The sequence below is a fragment of the Microbacterium aoyamense genome, assembly GCF_023155855.1.
Lineage (GTDB): Bacteria > Actinomycetota > Actinomycetes > Actinomycetales > Microbacteriaceae > Microbacterium > Microbacterium aoyamense.
The window spans coordinates 306,357-325,518 of sequence record NZ_JAKNUT010000003.1; the positions used below are offsets into that span (position 1 = coordinate 306,357).

Consider the following 19,162-nt stretch of genomic DNA (forward strand, 5'->3'; position numbering starts at 1 on the left):
GAAGATCATGGCCGATTACGACCTCGAGGACTTCGACGACTCGTTCAACACGAAGGTGCGGGACTCGAACAACACCACCAACACGACCAACAACACCAGCTACACGGCGGACCTGAGCGGCGTCGGCAACTCCGATGACTCCGTCAACGGCAGCGGCAACTCGATGACCGACATCACCGGCAGCGGCAACACCGACAACTCCGTCAACGGGAGCGGCAACGCCGACGTCTCGCTCGACGGCGTCGGGAACGTCGACTCGCACGACATGACGACGGGCATCGACGGGTCGTACAACGACAACTCCGACAACTCCATGGACGACCACTCGGACAACTCGACCAACGGGTCGGGCAACGCGTTCTCGTTCGAGCACATCTCGGGCTCGTACAACTCGCACCTGGACGAGTCGGTCGACGACCACTCGATCGAGGTCGGCACGCGCAGCTATGACACGGGCTTCGGCGACGTGTCGCTCGGCGGTGCCGGCGGCGGTGGCGGGGATGTCTGGGTCAACAACCAGAACACGATCGTCGACCAGTCCTTCAACGGCAACGTCGAAGGCTGGGGCGAGGTCGACGGGGCCGGCGGCAACACGGCGATCGTGGCATCCGGCAACGGATCGTTCGCGGCCGGCGGGGACGTCAACCTGACCCAGTCGGTCGATCGTTCGACGGACTTCACCGCGGGCGGCGACATCAACCTCAACAACACGACGGACGTCGTGAACATCGAGGGGTCGTACAACTCCGAGGTCGACAGCTCATCGTGGACGGACAGCTCGACGCACGAGTCGACCGACGACTCGTACAACGACAGCTCGCAGAGCTGGATGGCCGACGGCTCGTTCAACGAGGAGCTCACCTCGTCGACCGAGAGCACGTGGGACGTCGACGCCGACGTGATCTGGGGCAGCGAGGACGCCTCGATCGGGGCGACCGAGACGCCCGACATGGACTTCGACTCCTGACGATCCGTTCCGCCGGTCGCTCCGAATAGCGATCAGGACCGCGATGACCCTCGGATGCGCATCCGAGGGTCATCGTCGTCAGGATGCTCACGGCCCCCGAACGAGAGAAGTCGACGATGACGGATGCAGTCCAGACGGCCGCAGAGGCGGATGCCGGCACGATCACGACCGAGCGGGTGACCGACGAGCTCGTCCCTCTCGTCGACAGGGCGGCGGCGTACTCGCAGGCCGTCGGGCGGGCCGATCTGGTCGAGAGGCTCGAGCAGACGCGCGCGCGACTGCTCGACCCGTTCGTCCGGGTCATCGTCGTCGGGCAGTTCAAGCAGGGCAAGAGCAAACTCGTCAACGCCCTCGTGAACGCTCCCGCGTGCCCCGTGGACGACGACATCGCGACGAGCGTCCCGACCTCGGTCTCGTTCGCCGACGAACCGGCGGCGTTCGCGCTCGTGCGCGACGAATCGGCGGCCGAGCCGCGCATCGGCCGCATGCCGATCCCGCTCGACGACCTCGCGGAGTTCGTGTCGGAGCGGGGTACGAGCGAGATCAAGCAGGACATCGTGGGCGCCGAAGTGCTGCTGCCCCGCGCCATCCTGCGCGGCGGACTGCGGATCGTGGACTCGCCGGGCGTGGGCGGCATCGAATCGACCCGTTCGGTCAGCACCCTCGCAGCCCTGTCGACGGCTCATGCCGTGCTCCTCGTGTCGGACGCATCGCAGGAGTACACCGAGCCCGAAGTGCAATTCCTGCGCCATGCTCTGCGCGTTTCGCCCAACGTCGCCGCCGTCCTGTCGAAGACCGACATCTACCCCGAGTGGCGCGAGATCGAGCGTGTCGATCGCTCCCATCTCGGCGAGGTCGGGCGGATCCCGATGTTCGCGGTGTCGAGCGACCTGCGCCTGCTCGCGGCGAAGGAGCAGGACCGCGACCTCAATGACGAATCCGGCTTCCCCGCACTCGTCGCGCACCTGCGCAACGACGTGCTCGGTCGCGCCGAGGTGGTCCACCAGCGGGCGGCCGTGCACGACCTGGTCTCGGTCGTCGAGCAGCTCTCGATGACCGCCAAGACCGAGCTCACCGCCCTCACGAATCCGCAGGACACGCCGCGCATGATCGCGCAGCTCGAAGAGGCCAAGACCCGCGCGGACGAGTTCCGCAGCAGGTCGTCGCGCTGGCAGGTGACGCTGAGCGACGGGATCTCGGATCTCGTCGCAGACACCGAGCACGATCTGCGCGATCGCCTGCGCAAGGTGCAGCGCGAGGCCGAGACATCCATCGACGAAGGCGACCCCGGACCGATCTGGGATCAGATCGTCGAGTGGCTGAACCTTCGGGTGTCGGACGCGGTCTCCGAGACGTTCGTGTGGACCAACGACCGCTCGCGCTGGCTCTCTGAGCAGGTCGCCGAGGAGTTCATGGCGGATCAGGCCGAGATCCCGTACCTCGATGTCGGCGACACGGTGGGGGTGCTCGACCCCGTCGAACCGCTCCAGGGCATGGACGAGGGCAGGCTCGGAGCAGCCGAGAAGATCTACATCGGCGTGCGCGGGTCGTACGGCGGAGTGCTCATGGCGGGCCTCGCGACGAGCCTCATCGGCATGTCGCTCATCAATCCGCTGTCGCTCCTGGTGGGCGTGCTGGTCGGTCGCCGCGCGTACCGCGAAGACATGACATCCCGCCTGTCACGGCGGCAGGCCGAGGCGAAGAACCTCACGCGGCGCCACATCGAGGACGTCGTCTTCCAGGTGGGCAAGCAGCTGAAGGACAGACTGCGCCTCGTGCAGCGCGTCGCCCGCGACCACTTCGGCTCGATCGCCGACGAACTGCATCGCTCGCTGTCGGATTCCGTGCTCGCCGCGAAGCAGGCCGCGACGATGTACACCGCTGACCGTGATGACCGCATCCGCGAACTCCAGGCCCAGCTGGCCCGCATCGAGGCGCTGCGCGCCGAGGTGCCGGCGCTCGCCGCCGACGGTGCGGAGCGCTGATGCACGCCGGACTCCGCGAGCTCTCGTCGCTCCTCGACGCTGCGCGGGAGGTGTACGGCGACGACGAGGACGCTGTGGGGCGCCTCGACGAATGGATCGGGCGCATCCACGAGCCCCTGCGACTCGCCGTGGCCGGAATGGTCAAGGCGGGCAAATCCACTCTGCTGAACGCGCTCATCGGCGAGAAGATCGCACCCACCGATGCGGGGGAGTGCACGCGCACGATCACGTGGTACCGCTACGGGCAGACCGCGAAGATCACGCTGCACCTCGCGAACGGCGCCGAGGAGCAGCTCCCCGTGCGTCGCGTCGACGGACAGCTCGTCCTCGACCTCGAGGGCCGCACCGCGGACGACGTGGCGCGGATCGAGGTCGAATGGCCGTCCGAGAGCCTGCGCTCGCTGATCCTCATCGACACGCCGGGCATCGGCTCGCTCTCGGAAGCGGTATCGGCACGGTCCTTCCGCTTCCTGACGCCGGACGACTCGGAGTCCGGAGCGGATGCGATCCTCTACCTGCTGCGTCACGTCCACTCGACCGACGTCGGCTTCCTCGAGGCGTTCCGCGACAGCGCGGCGGGGTCGGCCCACGCGGTCAACGCGGTCGCGCTTCTCTCGCGCGCGGACGAGATCGGCTCCGGCCGCATCGACTCCCTGCTCTCGGCGGCGCAGATCGCCGGGCGGTATCGCCGGGACGGTGACCTGCGCACCCTCGCCCTCGACTGCATCCCCGTCGCCGGTCTGCTCGCCGAAGCGGCCCGCACGCTGCGCGAGAGCGAGTTCGCCGCCTTCAGAGAGCTCGCGGACCTCGATCGGGAGGTGCGGGACCGGATGCTGATCTCGGTCGATCGGTTCACACGCCCGTTCGAAGACGCGACTCTCACGGTCGAGACGCGCCGAGCGCTGCTGGATCGGTTCGGGCTCTTCGGCGTGCGGCTGGGTGCTGCTCTCGTGCGCGGAGGCGCGACGTCGTCGTCCGATCTGCGAGACCGCATGGTGCAGCAGAGCGGGCTGGTGGACGTGCAGCGCTTCGTCGCGGACCAGTTCCGCTCGCGTGCGGCCGCGCTCAAGGCACGGGGCGCCCTGCAGGTGGTCGAGACGCTCCTGCGCGAGCGTCCGATCGACGGATCGCAGGAGCTGCAGGGGGCGATCGAGCGTCTGCGCGCCGGAGAACACGATCTGCGGGAGCTCGAGCTGCTCGCGGCGCTGCGCTCGGCCGATCTCGGGCTCGATCAACAGGACCACGCCGAGGCGGAACGCCTCATCGGGGGCGACGGCACGACGCCGTCAGCGCGTCTCGGGCTCGCGGTGTCCGCGACCGATCAGCAGGCGGCATCCCGCGTCCGCGACGTCCTCGCGCACTGGCACGCTCTCGCCGAATCGCCCGTGACCGACCGCGGCGCCGCGGATCTCGCACGTGTCGTGATCCGCAGCGCCGAAGGAGCCGCGTCAGAGCTGGGCGTCGCCGACGGGCGCCTCGGGTCCGCGTCGGATGTCGTGACGACGGGCGCTCCAGCGTAGAGCCGGCGGCAGGACGCTCACGAGCAGTCCGAGTGCAGCCAGCACGACCTGCGCCTGCAGAATGCGCTCGAGGGGGAGACCGCGATCGCCGAACGCGACGAGTTCGCCCGCGATGAGCACGACCCCCGCGAGGAACAGCACCGAGCCGAACTGCCACCACCGCACTTTCGGTCGGCGGTTCGCGAACGACACGAGCAGGACGATCTGCAGCATGATCATCGCGACCAGCGGAGTGAACACCGACCAGAACACGATGTCGGCCGCCGACGTGTACGTCTCGTCTGCTCTGCTGCCGTCGACGCCGCGCACGAGGTCGGCGATCTCGGGCAGCTGTGCCTGTCGGATGACCATCAGGTAGACGACGCCCGCCGCTCCGGCCAGCAGGCTCGTCACCCACAGCAGCTGCGCGATCCGTACGACGACGGGCGGCGGAGCTTTCACGAGCACGGGAGCGGCGTCCTTGCCCGCGAGCGAGGGTCGCTCGGGCACGGCAGCGCGGCGCTCGAGGTGCGCCTCGGCGGGGCTGACGCGTGCGGGGGCCTCGGGGGCCGTCTCGTCGCGCGACGTCTCAGAGATCGTCATCGGCCGGGATCTCACTCGTCAGGGCGGCATCGAGCTCTTCGAACGCGGCCGAGGAATCCGTGGAGACGTCCGCCTCGGTGTATTCGGCCGCGGCGTCGGGGTAGACGTCTGCGGGCTCCTCGACGACGATCTCCTCGGTCGCCGGTTCCTCGACGACCTGCTCGGCTGGCGTCTCCTCGACGACGAAGCCTGCGCCGGTGTCGTCCACGATGACGGGGCCGTCGATCTGGGTGACGCTGGCATCCTCGATCGCCGTGTTGCCGGATTCGTCGATCGCGACGTCCGTGGACTCGTCGTTCGCAGAATCCTCGACCACGACGACCGTGGACTCGTCCGTCGACGTCGAGGTGTCGGAATCCTCGTTCATCGAGTCCTCGATGACGGTGACATCGGTCTCGTTGCCGATGTTCGCGTCGCCGCCTGCCTCGATCGTCGTGGACTGGTCGAGCGACTCCTCGTTGTCGAGGTCCTCGCCGGCGGCCATGGCTTCATCGCCCGAGGCGACGACGGCCTCCTGATCGAAGGTCTGCGTGACGTCGCCCTCGGCCCAGATGTTCTGGTTGACCGACTGGTCGACGACCGTGTCGCGATCGTCCACCCACTGCACGTGGGTCGTGACCTGCTTGATCTCGCGCACCACCGGGTTCGGATGATGCTCGACGTGCACCGGTTTGACGACCTGGATGACCTGCGTGCGTTCGATGACGATGGGGGCGACGGATGCGACATCCGACGCGCTCGCGTGGTTCAGGCCGCGGTGCGCCAGCATCCCCTCCGGATCCTCGTCGAACTCGGCGGCGGCCGCGGGATCCCGCAGCAGGCTGAGGATGAACTCGATGAGGGCATCCGCGATCGTGGTGAGCGTGAGGCTCATGGTCGGCTCCTTATGGTGTGGATCCTGCTTCGACGGTAGAGGTCGGGGTGCTCGCGCGCGTCGGGGTAATACCCGCAGTCCGCGCCCGAGGAGTAGGGGGAAATGCCCAGGGGGTTCACGCGGACGCCCGCTCGTCGACGGCGGGCTCGGGTTCGTCGTCGAGCACGACACGCAGCTTCGCGATGAGGTCCGACCTCGTCGTCGCCTCGAGGCGACGACGGATACGGGCGATGTGGTGCTCAGCAGTCCGCGGTGAGATGAAGATCGCCGATCCGATCTCGGCGTACGTCTTGCCTTCGACCACCAGGACGGCGACCTCTCGCTCTCTCGGGCTGAGTTCGGCGTGCGAGCGGGGCCGTACCACGGGGGCTTCGCGTCGGCTCTCGACGTTCGCCGGTCGCATGTCGTCCCGCGGATGCAGGCGCCGCGCGCACGCGAGCAGCTGCGACACGGCCTTGCGATCCTTCGAGCGGCTCGCTCCGTGGCCCGCGAGTCGGGCGCCGTCCCAGGCGAGACCGACAGACGCGAGTCCCGTCGCCGCCTTCTCGACGAGGTCGGCGTCGACGTCCCCCGACAGCACCGTCGTCCAGACCCGGCCGGCCTGCGCCATCATCGCCGCGAGACGATTGTGGGGAGCTGCCGCCACGAGAGCCCGCGCGTGCGGCGCCAGGTCGTCGGGTCGCCCGAGCAGGATTCCCTGTTGGATCCCGGCCCAGTGCAGGTGAGCGGACCACAGCGGGGGAGCCCCGAGCGCGGCCATGCGCGCGAGTGCATCCGTGAGATGAGGACCGAGGCGATCCGACTCGCCGATCCGCGCCGCGGTCGCCACGAACTCGCACAGTGGCAGGATGCTGAAGAGGTCGAATCGAGCGCGCAGAAGGCTCTCTCGGGTCCCGCGCCAGGCCGCCTCGAGTGCAGGTGCGTCGTGGTACCTCCGTGCGATCGCGAGCGAGAGCGCGTCGAAGAGGAGCTTGTCTCGAGGGCTCAGCCCGCGCGCTCGCGGGATCATCGACTGGATGGCGGCCTCGACCTCGGGCGCCCGCTCCTGCTGCAGTGCGATCCAGGCGCTCCACAGCACGAGCCGATCTCGTGCCCAGGTGCCGCCGTGACCATCGCGCACGGCCGCGTCGATGACGGATCGCGCGACGTCGAGCTCGCCCAGGTGGATGGCGGCCAGCGCGGCGACGACGGCAGGAAGTTCGGGCACGGGGCCGGTCTCGTCCGACGACGTGTACATCTCGCTCGCACGCACGAAGTCCGACAGCGCCGTCTGCGCAGCGCCGTCGAGGCTCGCTCGCACACCCTGCGCGAGCAGGTCGAGCGAGACTCCGAGCGTCGAGGGCATCTCACCGGCGCGCGTGCCGCCGGTCTGAGCGAGCGCCCGGTCGCGGTCGGCGGCGGCGAGGGCCGCGAGTGACGCGCGCGCAGCGGAATCGGGCGTCGTGGGCGGGTGCGTCCGATAGACCTGGTCGGCGAGCTCGGCGAGTCCGCGCGCGGACCAGATCGCCGCCGCGGTATCGGCGGCGATCGCGGCATCCGGGTCCCCGACCTCGATCGACACGGCGTCGAGCTGCGCGCTCGCCGCCTCGACGTCGCCGAGTGTCCAGTCCACGCGGGCGCGGCGGATCGCGATCATGGTCGCTCCCGCTCCGGCGTCGGCCGCGGTCTCGAGCAGCTGTGCGGCGCGCCGCGGCTCGTGCGCGGCCGCGGCGTCGGCGTGGTGGATGAGAGCCTCCACCGCCCGGGTGTCGCGCACGCCTGAGAGCAGCGCGGCGATCGAGTCGTCGCCGTCATCCCGCGCGTAGAGCTCGACGAGTCGTTCGACGGGCATGGTCGAACGGACCGCTGCGCGCACAATCGGCACGATCTGCCCGTTGCGCTGGACGAGCCCGTCGGAGTATGCCTCCTCGAACGTGTCGTCGTCGGCGCTCACCGCCGTGCCACTCGCGTGGGCGAGACTCAGCTCCTCGAGCAGCTCCCGCACACGCGGCGTGCTCGCGTGCAGGCGGTGTGCGATCACGTCCTGGAGGGCCTCCTGCAGGAACGAATGATCGGGTGGCTGCGTGCACGCGGTCGCGGCATGGATCTCGAGGGACTCCGCGACGAGCCATGCCGTCCCGCCCGTGCGGATCAGGATGTCGTCGGCACATTCGTCGGGCAGTTCGGCGTCAGACGCCAGGTCGGAGCGCGCGAGGTGACCGAGGACGATCGCGGGCTGCGTTCGTTCGAGGCGGCTCGAGATCGCCGCGAGCCTGGTCGACAGCGGCCAGGGGCGCGTCGCGACGATGAGGGAGGCGCCGTCATCGTCGGCGCGCTCGGCGGCGGCGTCGAGGCGGTCGTCGTCGAGCAGATGCGCGTCGTCGACGAGCAGGACGTGCGCGGCCGGCAGCGAGCGGATGTCGGACGCCGAGGCGTTCGTGACGACGGTCAGGCCGCGCTCGACGAGGACACGCCGGAGGTGACGGAGGATGCGCGACTTCCCGGACCCGGAGGGACCCACCACGAGGGTCCGCAGCGGTGCCTCGTCGGCGATCATGGCGTCGATGTGCACGCGCGCGAGGCGCGTCGACGGCGTCGGCATCTCGGCGAAGCGCGCCGCCGCCGTGACCGGGATGGGGGAGTTCGTCTTCGTGCTCACTGCTCGACCTCCGTCGGCGTCGGCTCGGGGGCGAGCGGGTCCTGCAGGTTCCGGATGCGATCGGATGCCGGTGCCGGCTCGAGGAGCGGAGTCTCGACCGGCAGTGGCTGCTGCGGAATGCTCACGGTGGGCGCTTCCGTTGCCGCACGGAGCCGTTCCTCCGCGAGGTCGGCGGTGACGGGTGCGGGCGTGCTCGAGATCGCCGGTGACGGTTCGCCGTCCCCCGTCGGCGCCGCGGGCGCGGGAAGTCCGACCGATAGTCCGATGCCGGCGACCAGGACGAGTGCTCCGGCGGCGACGGCGATGACAGGCCCCGCGGCGAATCTGCGCCGACGAGGAGCGAGCGCAACGGGGAAGGGCGGGGGTTCGGCGTCTGCCGCGGCATCCGTCTCGACATCCGTCGCCTCCACGGCGACCTGACGTTCCGCGGCGACGCGGGCGGCACCTCGTGCGATCGTGGCCTTGGGGTCGGTGTCGACGAGCAGGGGGCGCTCGAACGCCTCCGAGAGCTTCTGTGCGACCCGCGGGATGCGCGACGAGCCGCCGGTCAGCAGGATCGCGTCGAGCTCGGACGCCGAGGTGTGCGCGTTCTCGAGCGCGTCGGACAGCACGGCGACGGTGCGGGCGAGCTCCTCTTCGACGATCGCTTCGAACTCGGAGCGGACGATGCGCACGGTGTGGCGCCTCGCGCCGAGGAGCAGCGGGATGACGGCCTCGGAGTCGAAGGACAGGGCCTCCTTCGCGTCCGTGCAGTCGCGTCGCAGTGCCGAGAGCGCGAGACGCTCGCTTTCGCCGCCCTGCAGATCGTCGTCGTCCACCTCGGCGGATGCGAGCACATGGTGGAACACGAGATCGTCGATGTCGGCGCCGCCGAAGTCGGCGAGGCCGCGGGGTGTGCCGAGCACGTCGAGATCGCCGTCTTCGCGCTTGCGCACGACGGCGGTGTCGAACGTGCCGCCGCCGAGATCGTAGACACCCACCGTGCCGCCCGTGGACAGCGGATGCCCGGCCTCGTAGTGGCGGACGGCGGCTTCGGGCTCGGTGAGGACGTCGACGTCCGCCCAGCCTTCGCGTGCGAGTGCCGCACGGACCAGTGCGATGCGATGCGGGCCCCACGTCGCCGGAACGGTGACGGCGACGGCGTCGGGGGAGGACCCCTCGCGTTCGACGACGGTGTCCACGACCCACGCGACCGTCGACGCGTAGAGCTTCTCGGGAGAGAACCGCTCGTCCGCCACCAGGATCGGCACGCCGTCTCCGATCCGGCGCTTCACGTCGCGCAGGAGCCGGTCGGGCTGCCAGATGCCCCGCCGTTCCGCGGAGTCGCCGAAGAGCATCTCCCCGTCGGCGACGAACACGACGCTCGGTGCGGTGTCGGAGCGACGACCGAGCGGGAACGACTCCGTCTCGATCCGGCCGTCCGACGCGATTCTCGCGATCGCCGCGGCCGTGCGGCTCGTCCCGACGTCGACGGCGAGAGTGAAGTGCGCTGACATTGTGCATCTCCAAGCGACACGGTGGCGCACCGGGGTGAGTGCGTCGGGTTCCGCGTCATGCACCCTCCATTCGAACCCGCGCCGCATTCGGATTGTGGATGCTTCGAATTGGCACTCACATTGCGTGAGTGCCAGCGCATCCCTAGACTTGATTCAGCACTCTCCCTGTCAGAGTGCTAACGAGTCTTCAGTCTCCGTTCAAAGAAAGAGGTGGACCGTGTCGGTTTCCATCAAGCCCCTCGAGGACCGCATCGTCATCAAGCAGGTCGAGGCCGAGCAGACCACCGCGAGTGGCCTCGTCATCCCCGACACCGCCAAGGAGAAGCCCCAGGAGGGCGAGGTCGTGGCCGTCGGCCCCGGCCGCATCGACGACAACGGCAACCGCGTTCCGCTCGACGTCGCCGTCGGCGACCGCGTGCTCTACAGCAAGTACGGCGGCACCGAGGTCAAGTTCGGTGCGGACGAGTTCCTCGTCCTGTCGGCCCGCGACGTCCTGGCGGTCGTCGTCCGCTGATCTCGCGTCATCGCGATCCGAAGGGGTCCGGGTGCTTCGGCATCCGGACCCCTTCCGCATGGCGTGGCAGGGATCGCTCGATGATCGGCAGGGGATGGATGCCGCACCGGCCGTCCCCGCGTGCACGCGGTCGTAGGCTGAGGTGGTGACACCCGACGCCGCTCAGCCCGCCGACGGCGAGGCGCTCGGCGAAGCGGCGATGTCGACGGGCGGGATCTCGGTTCCCGCGGCAGCGCGCACGAGTGAGCGCGAGAGGCTTCTCGGCGGCTTCTACGCGTTCGCGTCGTACTTCCTGTGGGGCTTCCTGCCGCTGTACTTCCTGCTGCTTGATCCGACGGGGCCGTGGGAGCTCGTCGCGTGGCGCATCCTGCTCGCGCTCGGCTTCTGCATCCTGCTCCTCGCGGTCACACGGTCGTGGCGGCGGCTGTTCGCGATCATGCGACAGCCTCGGCTTCTCGGGCTCACAGCGGTCGCCGGCATCCTCATCTACGTCAACTGGCAGGTCTTCATCATCGGCACCCTCACGGGGCACGTGATCGAGACGAGCCTGGGCTACTTCATCAATCCGCTCGCGACGATCGTGCTGGGCGTCCTCGTGCTGCACGAACGGCTGCGCGTGACGCAGTGGGTCGCGGTCGGCATCGCGGCGGTCGCCGTCGGCGTCATCGTCGTCGGGTACGGGTCGTTCCCCTGGATCGCGCTGACGCTCGCGGCATCGTTCAGCCTCTACGGTCTCATCAAGAAGCGCATCGGTCCGTCGGTCGACGCCGTCAGCGGTCTGACGCTCGAGTCGATGTGGCTCGTGCCGGTCGGGGCCGTGCTCCTCGGCGTCGTCGCGGCGACGACCGGCCTCACGATGGGGTCGAACGGTCTCGGTCACGCCCTGCTGCTGAGCGGAGTGGGCGTCGCGACCGCGGTGCCGCTCCTGCTCTTCGCGGCGGGTGCCCGCCGCGTGCCGCTCACGGTCATCGGCCTGCTGCAGTTCCTCACTCCGGTCATGCAGTTCATCACGGGCGCCGTGATCCTGGGTGAGCCGATGCCGATCGAGCGGTGGATCGGCTTCGGCCTCGTCTGGATCGCGCTCGCCGTGCTCGCGACCGACTCGATCGTGTCCGCGCGCCGCGCGGCGCGGGCCTGAGCGTCAGCGCACGAGCCGTGCGATCGCCTGCGTCGCCTCGGTGATCTTGGCGTCCGCTTCGGGTCCGCCCAGACGCGCGGCGTCCACGACGCAATGGCGCAGATGATCGTCGAGCAGTCCCACCGCGACGGCCTCGAGTGCGGACGTGAGGGCGCTGATCTGCGTGAGGATGTCGATGCAGTACTTCTCGTCGTCCACCATCTTGTGGATGCCACGGGCCTGACCCTCGATGCGCTTGAGGCGATTGAGGTACTTCTCCTTGTCGGTGATATACCCGTGGTGCGCGTGGGTCTCGGCGGCCGGGGTTGCGTCGGCGATCGGTACATCATGTACAGAGTTCATTATGTCCACCATTCACTATGAGATCGAGCGGAAGCGGCGCAGGAGCAGGCTGTTGCCCACCACGAAGACGCTGGACAACGCCATCGCGGCTCCCGCGATCATCGGGTTGAGCAGACCCAGCGCAGCGAGCGGGATCGCCGCCACGTTGTACGCGAAGGCCCAGAAGAGGTTGATCTTGATCGTGCCGAGCGTCGAGCGCGACAGCCTGATCGCGTCGACCGCACTGCGCAGGTCGCCGCGGACGAGTGTGATGTCGGATGCCTCGATCGCGGCATCCGTGCCCGTCCCCATCGCGAGTCCGAGGTCGGCCTGAGCCAGCGCGGCGGCGTCGTTGACGCCGTCCCCGACCATTGCGACGACACGGCCTTCGGCCTGCAGCGTCTGGACGACCGCGACCTTGTCGGCGGGGAGCACATCGGCGTGGACGCGCTCGATGCCCACCTGGGCGGCGACGGCGCGCGCCGCGGCCCCGTTGTCGCCCGTCAGCAGAACCGGCGTCAGCCCGAGACCGCGCAGCCGTGAGATGGCCTCGGCGCTCGTGGGCTTCAGCTGGTCGGACACCACGAGCAGGCCGCGCGCCGCAGCATCCCACGCCACCCACACGACGGAGCGGCCCTGGTCCTCGGCTTCGCGCGCGCGCTCTGCCAGCGCGTCGGGGATCGGAACGGCCCACTCGCGCAGCAGTGCCGGGCGACCGACGATGACGGCGCGACCGTCGACGACGCCCGAGACTCCGAGGCCGGGCACGTTCTGGAATCCGTCGACCTCGGCGAGCGGACGCTCCTCGGCCGCCGCCCGCGCGATGGCCCGCGCGATGGGGTGCTCCGAAGCGTGCTCGAGCGATCCGGCGAGGTGGAGCACCTCGTCGCGGTCGTCGCCGATCGTCTCGACGAGCGCCATGCGCCCGGTCGTGACGGTGCCGGTCTTGTCGAGGACGACGGTGTCGACGCGGCGGGTCGATTCGAGGATCTCGGGGCCCTTGATCAGGATGCCGAGCTGCGCGCCGCGACCGGTGCCCACGAGCAGGGCGGTCGGCGTCGCGAGACCGAGCGCGCAGGGGCACGCGATGATGAGCACGGCGACGGCGGCGGTGAAGGCGGATGCCGCGTCGAACCCGAGCAGGAGCCACACGCCGAGCGTGACGACGGCGATGCCCAGCACGATCGGCACGAAGACACCCGAGATGCGGTCGGCGAGGCGCTGCACGTCGGCCTTGCCCGACTGGGCCTCTTCGACCAGCCGCGCCATCTGCGCGAGCTGCGTGTCGGCGCCGACGCGGGTCGCGCGCACCACGAGGCGCCCGCCCGCGTTGACGGTCGCACCCACGACGGCGTCGCCCGGTGCCACCTCGACCGGCACGGGCTCGCCCGTCACGAGCGACGTGTCGATCGCGGACGTGCCGCTCACGACGACGCCGTCGGTCGCGATCTTCTCGCCCGGTCGCACGATGAACTCGTCGCCCGCGCGCAGCTCGGCCACCGGGATGCGCGTCTCGACGCCGTCGCGGAGCACCGCGACATCCTTCGCCCCGAGTTCGAGCAGAGCGTGCAGCGCGGCGCCCGCACGGCGCTTGGAGCGCACTTCGAAGTAGCGCCCGGCGAGCACGAACATCGTGACCCCGGCGGCGACCTCGAGATAGATCTGCCCCGCACCGTCACCGGGCTGGACGGTCCATTCGAATCCGTGGGTCATTCCCGGCATGCCGGCGTGACCGAAGAAGAGGGCGTAGAGCGACCACAGGAACGCGGCCGAGACGCCGAGCGAGATGAGCGTGTCCATCGTCGCCGCGCCGTGGCGCAGGTTGATCCAGGCGGCGCGGTGGAACGGCCACGCACCCCACACCACGACCGGCGCTGCGAGCGCGAGCGACGCCCATTGCCAGTACGTGAACTGCAGCGCGGGGATCATCGCGAGCAGAATGACCGGCACCGACAGGATGACAGAGCCGATGAGTCGCTGGCGCAGACCCACGAGTTCGCTGTCGGTCACGTCGTGGTCGTGCTCGTCGTGCGCCGGCGGAGCGGGCACGGCCGCGGTGTAGCCGGTCTTCTCGACCTCGGCGATCAGCGTCGCCGGGTCGACGTCCTGCGACGCGTGGACGACCGCCTTCTCCGTCGCATAGTTGACGGATGCCTCGACGCCGTCGATGCGGTTGAGCCGCTTCTCGATGCGCGCGGCGCACGACGCGCACGTCATGCCGCCGATCTCGAGATCGATGCGAGAGGCGGCCGTCGGGGAGGACATCAGGCCCGTGCCGCCTCGTAGCCCGCCTCATCGACCGCGGCGACGACAGCAGCGTCGTCCAGCGGCGTCGCGGACTCGACCACGAGGGTGCCGCTCGCTGCGCTCACGGAGATGCTCTCGATGCCGTCGAGCTTGGCCACCTCGCTCCGCACGCTCGCCTCGCAGTGTCCGCAGCTCATTCCGGTGACGCGGTACTCGGTCGTGACAGACATGGTGGTCCTTTCGTGGAGGGATGCTCGCATACCCCTCGGGGGTACACCCAGCCTAACCGCATACGGAGAGGGGGTATTCCCGGAGCGTCTCGATCGGCGTTTGGTAACGATTGGATCGCGTTACACATCGTTAACGAACGGCAACATTGGCGAGACCGCGCCGCGGTTAGGTTAGACGAACTGGGTCGGCGCCCGAGCCTGCCCGCGTATTCACACACAGCAAGGAGCAACATGAGCGTCTTCACTCGCTCGCGCAAGGCCACCGTTCTCGGTGCCATCGCGCTCGCCGGCGCCAGCGCCCTCGTTCTCGCCGGGTGCTCCGGTGGGACGGGCGGCGAGGCCACGACCCCTCCCACGGAGTCGCGCGACCTCAGCCTCAAGATCGGCACGATCCTGCCGCAGACGGGCAGCCTCTCGTTCCTCGGCCCGCCCGAGGAGGCCGGTGTCGGACTCGCCGCCGCCGACGTCAACGCCTACGCCGAGACCTCGGGCCTCACGATCGACGACATCGTCTGGGGCGACTCGGGCGACACCGACAACAAGGCGTATGCGACCACCATCCAGACGCTGATCTCCGAGGGTGTGACCGCCGCCATCGGCGCCGCCTCGTCGGGTGTCACGAAGCTCTTCCTCGATGACGCCGTCGCGGCCGGCATCATCACCTTCTCGCCGGCCAACACGTCGCTCGACTTCACGTCGTGGGACGACAACGGCCTCTACTGGCGCACGGCTCCGTCCGACACGCTGCAGGGCGAGGTCCTCGGCAACCTGGTCGCGGAAGACGGCAAGGAGAACGTCGCCGTCCTCTACCTGAACGACTCGTACGGCACGGGCCTCAACGAGGTCTTCCAGGAGACCTTCACGGGCGCGGGTGGCACGATCGTCGCCGAGCAGTCCTACAACACGGGTGACACCTCGTTCGACGCTCAGATCAGCGCGCTCATGGCCTCGAACCCCGACGCGATCGTGCTCATCACCTTCGACGAGATCTACACGATCGGTCCGGCGCTCATCGCCGCGGGCTACCCGGCCGACCAGCTGTACCTGGTCGACGGCAACCTGAAGAACTTCGGTTCGGACGAGAAGTGGCCCGCCGACGTCAGCATGGAAGGCGCCAAGGGCACGACGCCCGCCGGTCCCCTCGAGGCGGACGCCGGCTTCCAGGACCGCCTCAACGAGTGGTGGGTCGCGGACGGCAACACCGAGCTGACCGACTTCTCGTACGCCAACGAGTCGTACGACGCGGTCATCCTGCTCGCCCTCGCTTCGCTCGCGGCCAACTCGACCGACGCGGCCGACGTCGCAGCGAAGCTGCAGGAGGTCTCGGGTGGCACCGGTGACGGTGAGAAGTGCGACACCTACGAGGCGTGCGCCGACATCATCCTCGCCGGCAACGTCGCGGACTACGACGGCCCCTCGGGCCCGATCACGTTCGACGAGAACGGTGACCCGACCGAGGCCACGATCGGTGTCTTCCAGTACGGTGCCGACAACCTCAACACGCGTATCGGCTGATCCCAGCTGACGCAGCCGAAGGGCTCCGGACCTCTCGAGAGAGAGGTTCCGGGGCCCTTCCGCTTTCCGTGCCAGCACCCTCGCGGGCGAGGCGGGACGCGAGTAACCTCAGCTCTGACGCAGCCCCTCGACTGACGGAGGTCTCCCATGGGCACCGAGAAGAAGCCCGCCGCAGTGACGCCGAAGCCCCCTGTGACGCCGCGGCCCACGGAGCCGAACCCGTTCAAGATGAACGGCGCACCCGCAGGTACGCAGACGCCGCCGACCAAGGACGCCTGAACGACGAAGACGCGGATGCCGAGGCATCCGCGTCTTCGTCGTTCGATCTGGGCTCAGACCCCGTCGGCGCCCAGCGTACCGAGGTAGAGGCCGATGACCTTCGGGTCGTTCAGCAGGTCGCGTCCCGTGCCCTCATAGGCGTCGCGGCCCTGGTCGAGGACGTAGCCGCGGTCGCAGATCTGCAGGCACCGGCGCGCGTTCTGCTCGACCATGATGGTCGTCACGCCCGCCTTGTTGATGTCCGAGACGCGGATGAACGCGTCATCCTGTCGCACCGGTGAGAGACCCGCGGAGGGCTCGTCGAGCAGGAGCACGGCGGGGTCCATCATGAGGGCGCGCGACATCGCGACCATCTGCCGCTCGCCGCCCGAGAGCGAGCCTGCGCGCTGCTTGAGCCGCTTGCCCAGCTCGGCGAAGATGCCCGTCACGAACTCGAGGCGCTCGTTGTAGGTCTTCGGCGCCTGGTAGAGGCCCATCTGCAGGTTCTCTTCGATCGTGAGCGACGGGAAGACGTTGTTCGTCTGCGGTACGAAACCCACGCCCCGCTGGACGAGCTTGTCGGACTTCAGCCCGACGACGCTCTCGCCGTTGACGCTGATCTCGCCCTCGCGCACCTTGACCATGCCGAAGATCGACTTCAGCAGCGTCGATTTGCCGGCACCGTTCGGGCCGATGATGCCGATGAGCTCGCCCTTGTGCGCGATGAGATTGGCACCGTTGATGATGTTGATTCCAGGCAGGTAGCCCGCGTAGAGGTCTTTGACCTCGACGACGACGCGATCTGTCTTGCCCTCGGCGAGGGCCGCGGCGCCCGTCGAGGCGGCAGGATTGCTCACTTGTTCTCCTCCTCAGCCTCGGCGATGGACGCCTCTTCGGCTTCCTTGATCTCCTCGAGAAGCTCCTTCGCCTCGGGGTCGAGATCGCCTTCGACACGGCCGGTCACGACTCCGAGGTCGACGTCCTGATGGCTGCCGAGGTAGGCGTCGATGACCGCCTTGTCGTTCATGACGGTCTCGGGCGGGCCCTCCGCGACGACGCGGCCTTCCGCCATGACGATCACCCAGTCGGCGATGTGGCGCACCATGTGCATGTCGTGCTCGACGAACAGCACCGACATCCCCAGATCCTTGAGGTCGAGGATGTGGTCGAGCAGCGACTCGGTGAGCGCCGGGTTGACACCGGCCATGGGCTCATCGAGCATCACCAGGGTCGGGTCGCTCATGAGCGCGCGGGCCATTTCGAGAAGCTTGCGCTGGCCACCCGAGAGCGACGCCGCGTAGTCGTCGGCCTTCGCGTCGAGCTTGAAGCGCGCGAGCAGCTCCATCGCCTTGTCCTCGATCTCGTCGTCCTGCTTGCGCCAGATCGCGGGGATGATGCTCGCCCACAGGCTCTCGCCCTTCTGGGCGGTCGCGCCGAGCTTCATGTTCTCGAGCACCGTCAGGAGCGAAAGGGCCTTGGTCAGCTGGAACGTGCGCACCTGACCCATGCGGGCGACCTTGAACGACGGGATACCCGACAGGTTCTTGCCGTCGAAGCTCCACGTGCCCGAGTTGGGCTTGTCGAAACCGCAGATGAGGTTGAACAGCGTCGTCTTGCCGGCACCGTTCGGGCCGATGAGGGCGGTGATGACGCCTCTCGGCACCTCTATGTGATCGACATCGACGGCGGTGAGACCGCCGAACCGCCGCGTCACGTGGTCGATGACCAGGATGGGATCGACCTTCGGCACGCCGGGCACGTTGTCGCCCTTGGCGAGGCCCGTCGTCTTGGGGCGACGGATGCTGCCGGTCGCCGTGGTGACGGCTCCCGTGGCGGGGGCGGCTGGCTCTTCTGGCACGGCCGGCTCGGTGGGCGGGTTACTTGACAAAGGTCAGCTCCCTCTTGTTTCCGAAGATGCCCTGTGGGCGGAAGATCACGATGAGCATCAGTGCGACACCCACGAGGATGAAGCGGAGCGTGGCCGCCTGCTGGCTCGACATCGGGAGGATGCCCGAGTTCGCGAGGGCCGGGAGCACGTTGCCGAGGAACCCCATGATGACCCAGAAGATCAGCGATCCCACGACGGGTCCGAAGACCGTCGCGGCGCCGCCGAGCAGCAGGATCGTCCAGATGAAGAACGTGAGGCTCGTCGTGTACGTCGCCGGCACCACCGCGGACGGCAGGGCGAACACCACACCGCCGAGGGCGCCGAAGACGCCACCGATGATGAGCGCCTGCATCTTGTAGGAGAAGACGTTCTTGCCGAGCGAGCGGACGGCGTCCTCGTCCTCGCGGATGCCCTTGAGCACGCGGCCCCACGGGCTGCGCATGAGGGCCCAGACGAGATAGACCGCGATAGCGAGCAAGATGATGCCGAAGACGCGCACCCACAGCTGATCGGCGGTCCAGGTCCACGGGCCGAACCCGTACGTCATGACGGATCCGTCGGCGGCCTCCTTGGGGAAGGGGTTCGCCGCGCGGAAGCCCGCGTGGTAGCCGCCCAGGCCGTCGGCCGAGTTCGTCCACTCGTCGAACAGCTGGGTCGTCAGCGCGAGTCGGACGATCTCCGCCGCCGCGATCGTCACGATGGCCAGGTAGTCAGCCCGCAATCGCAGCGTCGGGATGCCGAGGATGAACGCGAACACGACTGCGGCGAGGCAGCCCACGATGATGCCGACCCACCAGGGCCATCCGAAGCTCAGGATCGAGATGGCGTAGCCGTAGGCGCCGAGCGCCATGAAGCCCGCCATACCGAAGTTGAGCAGGCCCGCGTAGCCGAAGTGCACGGCCAGGCCGGTTGCGGCGAGGGCGTAGGCGATCGTCTCCGGGCTGAAGACCCAGTACGCCGTGTTGTTGAGAATCTGTCCCCAATCCATG

The 19,162-nt window shown here is 68.9% G+C and carries 17 protein-coding genes; 7 read left to right on the top strand and 10 right to left on the bottom strand.

Annotation, left to right across the window (positions count from 1 at the left end; genetic code table 11):
- Window positions 1-7 precede the first annotated feature (7 nt).
- From MA876_RS10605 to MA876_RS10615, 3 genes are all read left to right on the top strand, one after another.
- Window positions 8-967, top strand: coding sequence for a hypothetical protein (locus tag MA876_RS10605; protein ID WP_248148615.1), 960 nt, complete (start codon window positions 8-10; stop codon window positions 965-967).
- Window positions 968-1,083: 116 nt separating this feature from the next.
- A complete protein-coding gene (locus MA876_RS10610) occupies window positions 1,084-2,952 on the top strand; it encodes a dynamin family protein (protein WP_248148617.1) in 1,869 nt (622 codons plus the stop codon).
- Complete coding sequence (locus tag MA876_RS10615; RefSeq protein ID WP_248148619.1) at window positions 2,952-4,472, top strand: dynamin family protein; 1,521 nt, start codon at window positions 2,952-2,954, stop codon at window positions 4,470-4,472. Before MA876_RS10610 ends, MA876_RS10615 begins: the two co-directional genes overlap by 1 nt.
- Here MA876_RS10615 and MA876_RS10620 read toward each other — a convergent pair.
- From MA876_RS10620 to MA876_RS10635, 4 genes are all read right to left on the bottom strand, one after another.
- The gene (locus MA876_RS10620) at window positions 4,401-5,054 is read right to left on the bottom strand and encodes a hypothetical protein (protein WP_248148621.1); all 654 of its coding nucleotides are present in this window, start codon (window positions 5,052-5,054) and stop codon (window positions 4,401-4,403) included. The two genes, MA876_RS10615 and MA876_RS10620, sit on opposite strands and share 72 nt — an antisense overlap.
- Window positions 5,041-5,928 (bottom strand): IniB N-terminal domain-containing protein, encoded by an 888-nt coding sequence (locus MA876_RS10625; protein ID WP_248148623.1) that lies wholly within the window; start codon window positions 5,926-5,928, stop codon window positions 5,041-5,043. Before MA876_RS10625 ends, MA876_RS10620 begins: the two co-directional genes overlap by 14 nt.
- Before the next feature lie 115 nt (window positions 5,929-6,043).
- Window positions 6,044-8,566: a LuxR C-terminal-related transcriptional regulator gene (locus MA876_RS19315; protein WP_248148625.1), complete on the bottom strand. Its 2,523-nt coding sequence runs from the start codon at window positions 8,564-8,566 to the stop codon at window positions 6,044-6,046.
- Complete coding sequence (locus MA876_RS10635) at window positions 8,563-10,062, bottom strand: Hsp70 family protein (RefSeq protein WP_248148628.1); 1,500 nt, start codon at window positions 10,060-10,062, stop codon at window positions 8,563-8,565. The genes MA876_RS19315 and MA876_RS10635 overlap by 4 nt, the downstream gene beginning before the upstream one ends.
- 217 nt (window positions 10,063-10,279) lie before the next feature.
- Here MA876_RS10635 and groES point away from each other — a divergent pair, with 217 nt between their 5' ends.
- Window positions 10,280-10,576 carry a co-chaperone GroES gene (groES, locus tag MA876_RS10640; protein ID WP_017203655.1) on the top strand — a complete coding sequence of 99 codons (297 nt, stop codon included), beginning with the start codon at window positions 10,280-10,282 and terminating at the stop codon, window positions 10,574-10,576.
- A gap of 199 nt (window positions 10,577-10,775) precedes the next feature.
- Window positions 10,776-11,714: an EamA family transporter RarD gene (gene rarD / locus MA876_RS10645; protein WP_275562699.1), complete on the top strand. Its 939-nt coding sequence runs from the start codon at window positions 10,776-10,778 to the stop codon at window positions 11,712-11,714.
- Window positions 11,715-11,717: 3 nt separating this feature from the next.
- Here the strand turns inward: rarD and MA876_RS10650 are convergent, their stop codons facing one another.
- From MA876_RS10650 to MA876_RS10660, 3 genes are read right to left on the bottom strand one after another with little or no spacing between them, the layout of a single operon-like run.
- Window positions 11,718-12,056, bottom strand: coding sequence for a metal-sensitive transcriptional regulator (locus tag MA876_RS10650; RefSeq protein WP_248148634.1), 339 nt, complete (start codon window positions 12,054-12,056; stop codon window positions 11,718-11,720).
- A gap of 15 nt (window positions 12,057-12,071) precedes the next feature.
- Complete coding sequence (locus MA876_RS10655; RefSeq protein WP_248148637.1) at window positions 12,072-14,300, bottom strand: heavy metal translocating P-type ATPase; 2,229 nt, start codon at window positions 14,298-14,300, stop codon at window positions 12,072-12,074.
- Window positions 14,300-14,512: a heavy-metal-associated domain-containing protein gene (locus tag MA876_RS10660; protein WP_248148641.1), complete on the bottom strand. Its 213-nt coding sequence runs from the start codon at window positions 14,510-14,512 to the stop codon at window positions 14,300-14,302. Before MA876_RS10660 ends, MA876_RS10655 begins: the two co-directional genes overlap by 1 nt.
- A 231-nt stretch (window positions 14,513-14,743) precedes the next feature.
- Between MA876_RS10660 and MA876_RS10665 the strand changes: the two genes are divergently transcribed.
- Window positions 14,744-16,027, top strand: a complete 1,284-nt coding sequence (locus tag MA876_RS10665) for an ABC transporter substrate-binding protein (RefSeq protein WP_248148643.1) — start codon at window positions 14,744-14,746, stop codon at window positions 16,025-16,027.
- A 147-nt stretch (window positions 16,028-16,174) separates the two neighbouring features.
- Complete coding sequence (locus tag MA876_RS19050; protein WP_275562603.1) at window positions 16,175-16,306, top strand: hypothetical protein; 132 nt, start codon at window positions 16,175-16,177, stop codon at window positions 16,304-16,306.
- Between the two features lie 53 nt (window positions 16,307-16,359).
- On the opposite strand, the gene MA876_RS10670 is transcribed toward MA876_RS19050, so the two are convergent.
- The 3 genes from MA876_RS10670 to MA876_RS10685 all read right to left on the bottom strand — a co-directional run bounded on the left by MA876_RS10670 (window position 16,360) and on the right by MA876_RS10685 (window position 19,161).
- Window positions 16,360-17,142 (bottom strand): ABC transporter ATP-binding protein, encoded by a 783-nt coding sequence (locus MA876_RS10670; protein ID WP_372491515.1) that lies wholly within the window; start codon window positions 17,140-17,142, stop codon window positions 16,360-16,362.
- A complete protein-coding gene (locus MA876_RS19055; RefSeq protein WP_308221655.1) occupies window positions 17,139-18,086 on the bottom strand; it encodes an ABC transporter ATP-binding protein in 948 nt (315 codons plus the stop codon). Before MA876_RS19055 ends, MA876_RS10670 begins: the two co-directional genes overlap by 4 nt.
- A gap of 76 nt (window positions 18,087-18,162) precedes the next feature.
- On the bottom strand, window positions 18,163-19,161 hold the full coding sequence (locus tag MA876_RS10685) for a branched-chain amino acid ABC transporter permease (protein ID WP_248148646.1): 999 nt from the start codon (window positions 19,159-19,161) through the stop codon (window positions 18,163-18,165).
- Window position 19,162: the final 1 nt, after the last annotated feature.

Coding starts and splice junctions, on each gene's coding strand:
- MA876_RS10605 (WP_248148615.1), top strand. CDS start 8: ATGGCCGATTACGACCTCGAGGACTTCGACGACTCGTTCAACACGAAG.
- MA876_RS10610 (WP_248148617.1), top strand. CDS start 1,084: ATGACGGATGCAGTCCAGACGGCCGCAGAGGCGGATGCCGGCACGATC.
- MA876_RS10615 (WP_248148619.1), top strand. CDS start 2,952: ATGCACGCCGGACTCCGCGAGCTCTCGTCGCTCCTCGACGCTGCGCGG.
- MA876_RS10620 (WP_248148621.1), bottom strand. CDS start 5,054: ATGACGATCTCTGAGACGTCGCGCGACGAGACGGCCCCCGAGGCCCCC.
- MA876_RS10625 (WP_248148623.1), bottom strand. CDS start 5,928: ATGAGCCTCACGCTCACCACGATCGCGGATGCCCTCATCGAGTTCATC.
- MA876_RS10635 (WP_248148628.1), bottom strand. CDS start 10,062: ATGTCAGCGCACTTCACTCTCGCCGTCGACGTCGGGACGAGCCGCACG.
- rarD (WP_275562699.1), top strand. CDS start 10,776: ATGTCGACGGGCGGGATCTCGGTTCCCGCGGCAGCGCGCACGAGTGAG.
- MA876_RS10650 (WP_248148634.1), bottom strand. CDS start 12,056: ATGAACTCTGTACATGATGTACCGATCGCCGACGCAACCCCGGCCGCC.
- MA876_RS10655 (WP_248148637.1), bottom strand. CDS start 14,300: ATGTCCTCCCCGACGGCCGCCTCTCGCATCGATCTCGAGATCGGCGGC.
- MA876_RS10660 (WP_248148641.1), bottom strand. CDS start 14,512: ATGTCTGTCACGACCGAGTACCGCGTCACCGGAATGAGCTGCGGACAC.
- MA876_RS10665 (WP_248148643.1), top strand. CDS start 14,744: ATGAGCGTCTTCACTCGCTCGCGCAAGGCCACCGTTCTCGGTGCCATC.
- MA876_RS19050 (WP_275562603.1), top strand. CDS start 16,175: ATGGGCACCGAGAAGAAGCCCGCCGCAGTGACGCCGAAGCCCCCTGTG.
- MA876_RS10685 (WP_248148646.1), bottom strand. CDS start 19,161: ATGGATTGGGGACAGATTCTCAACAACACGGCGTACTGGGTCTTCAGC.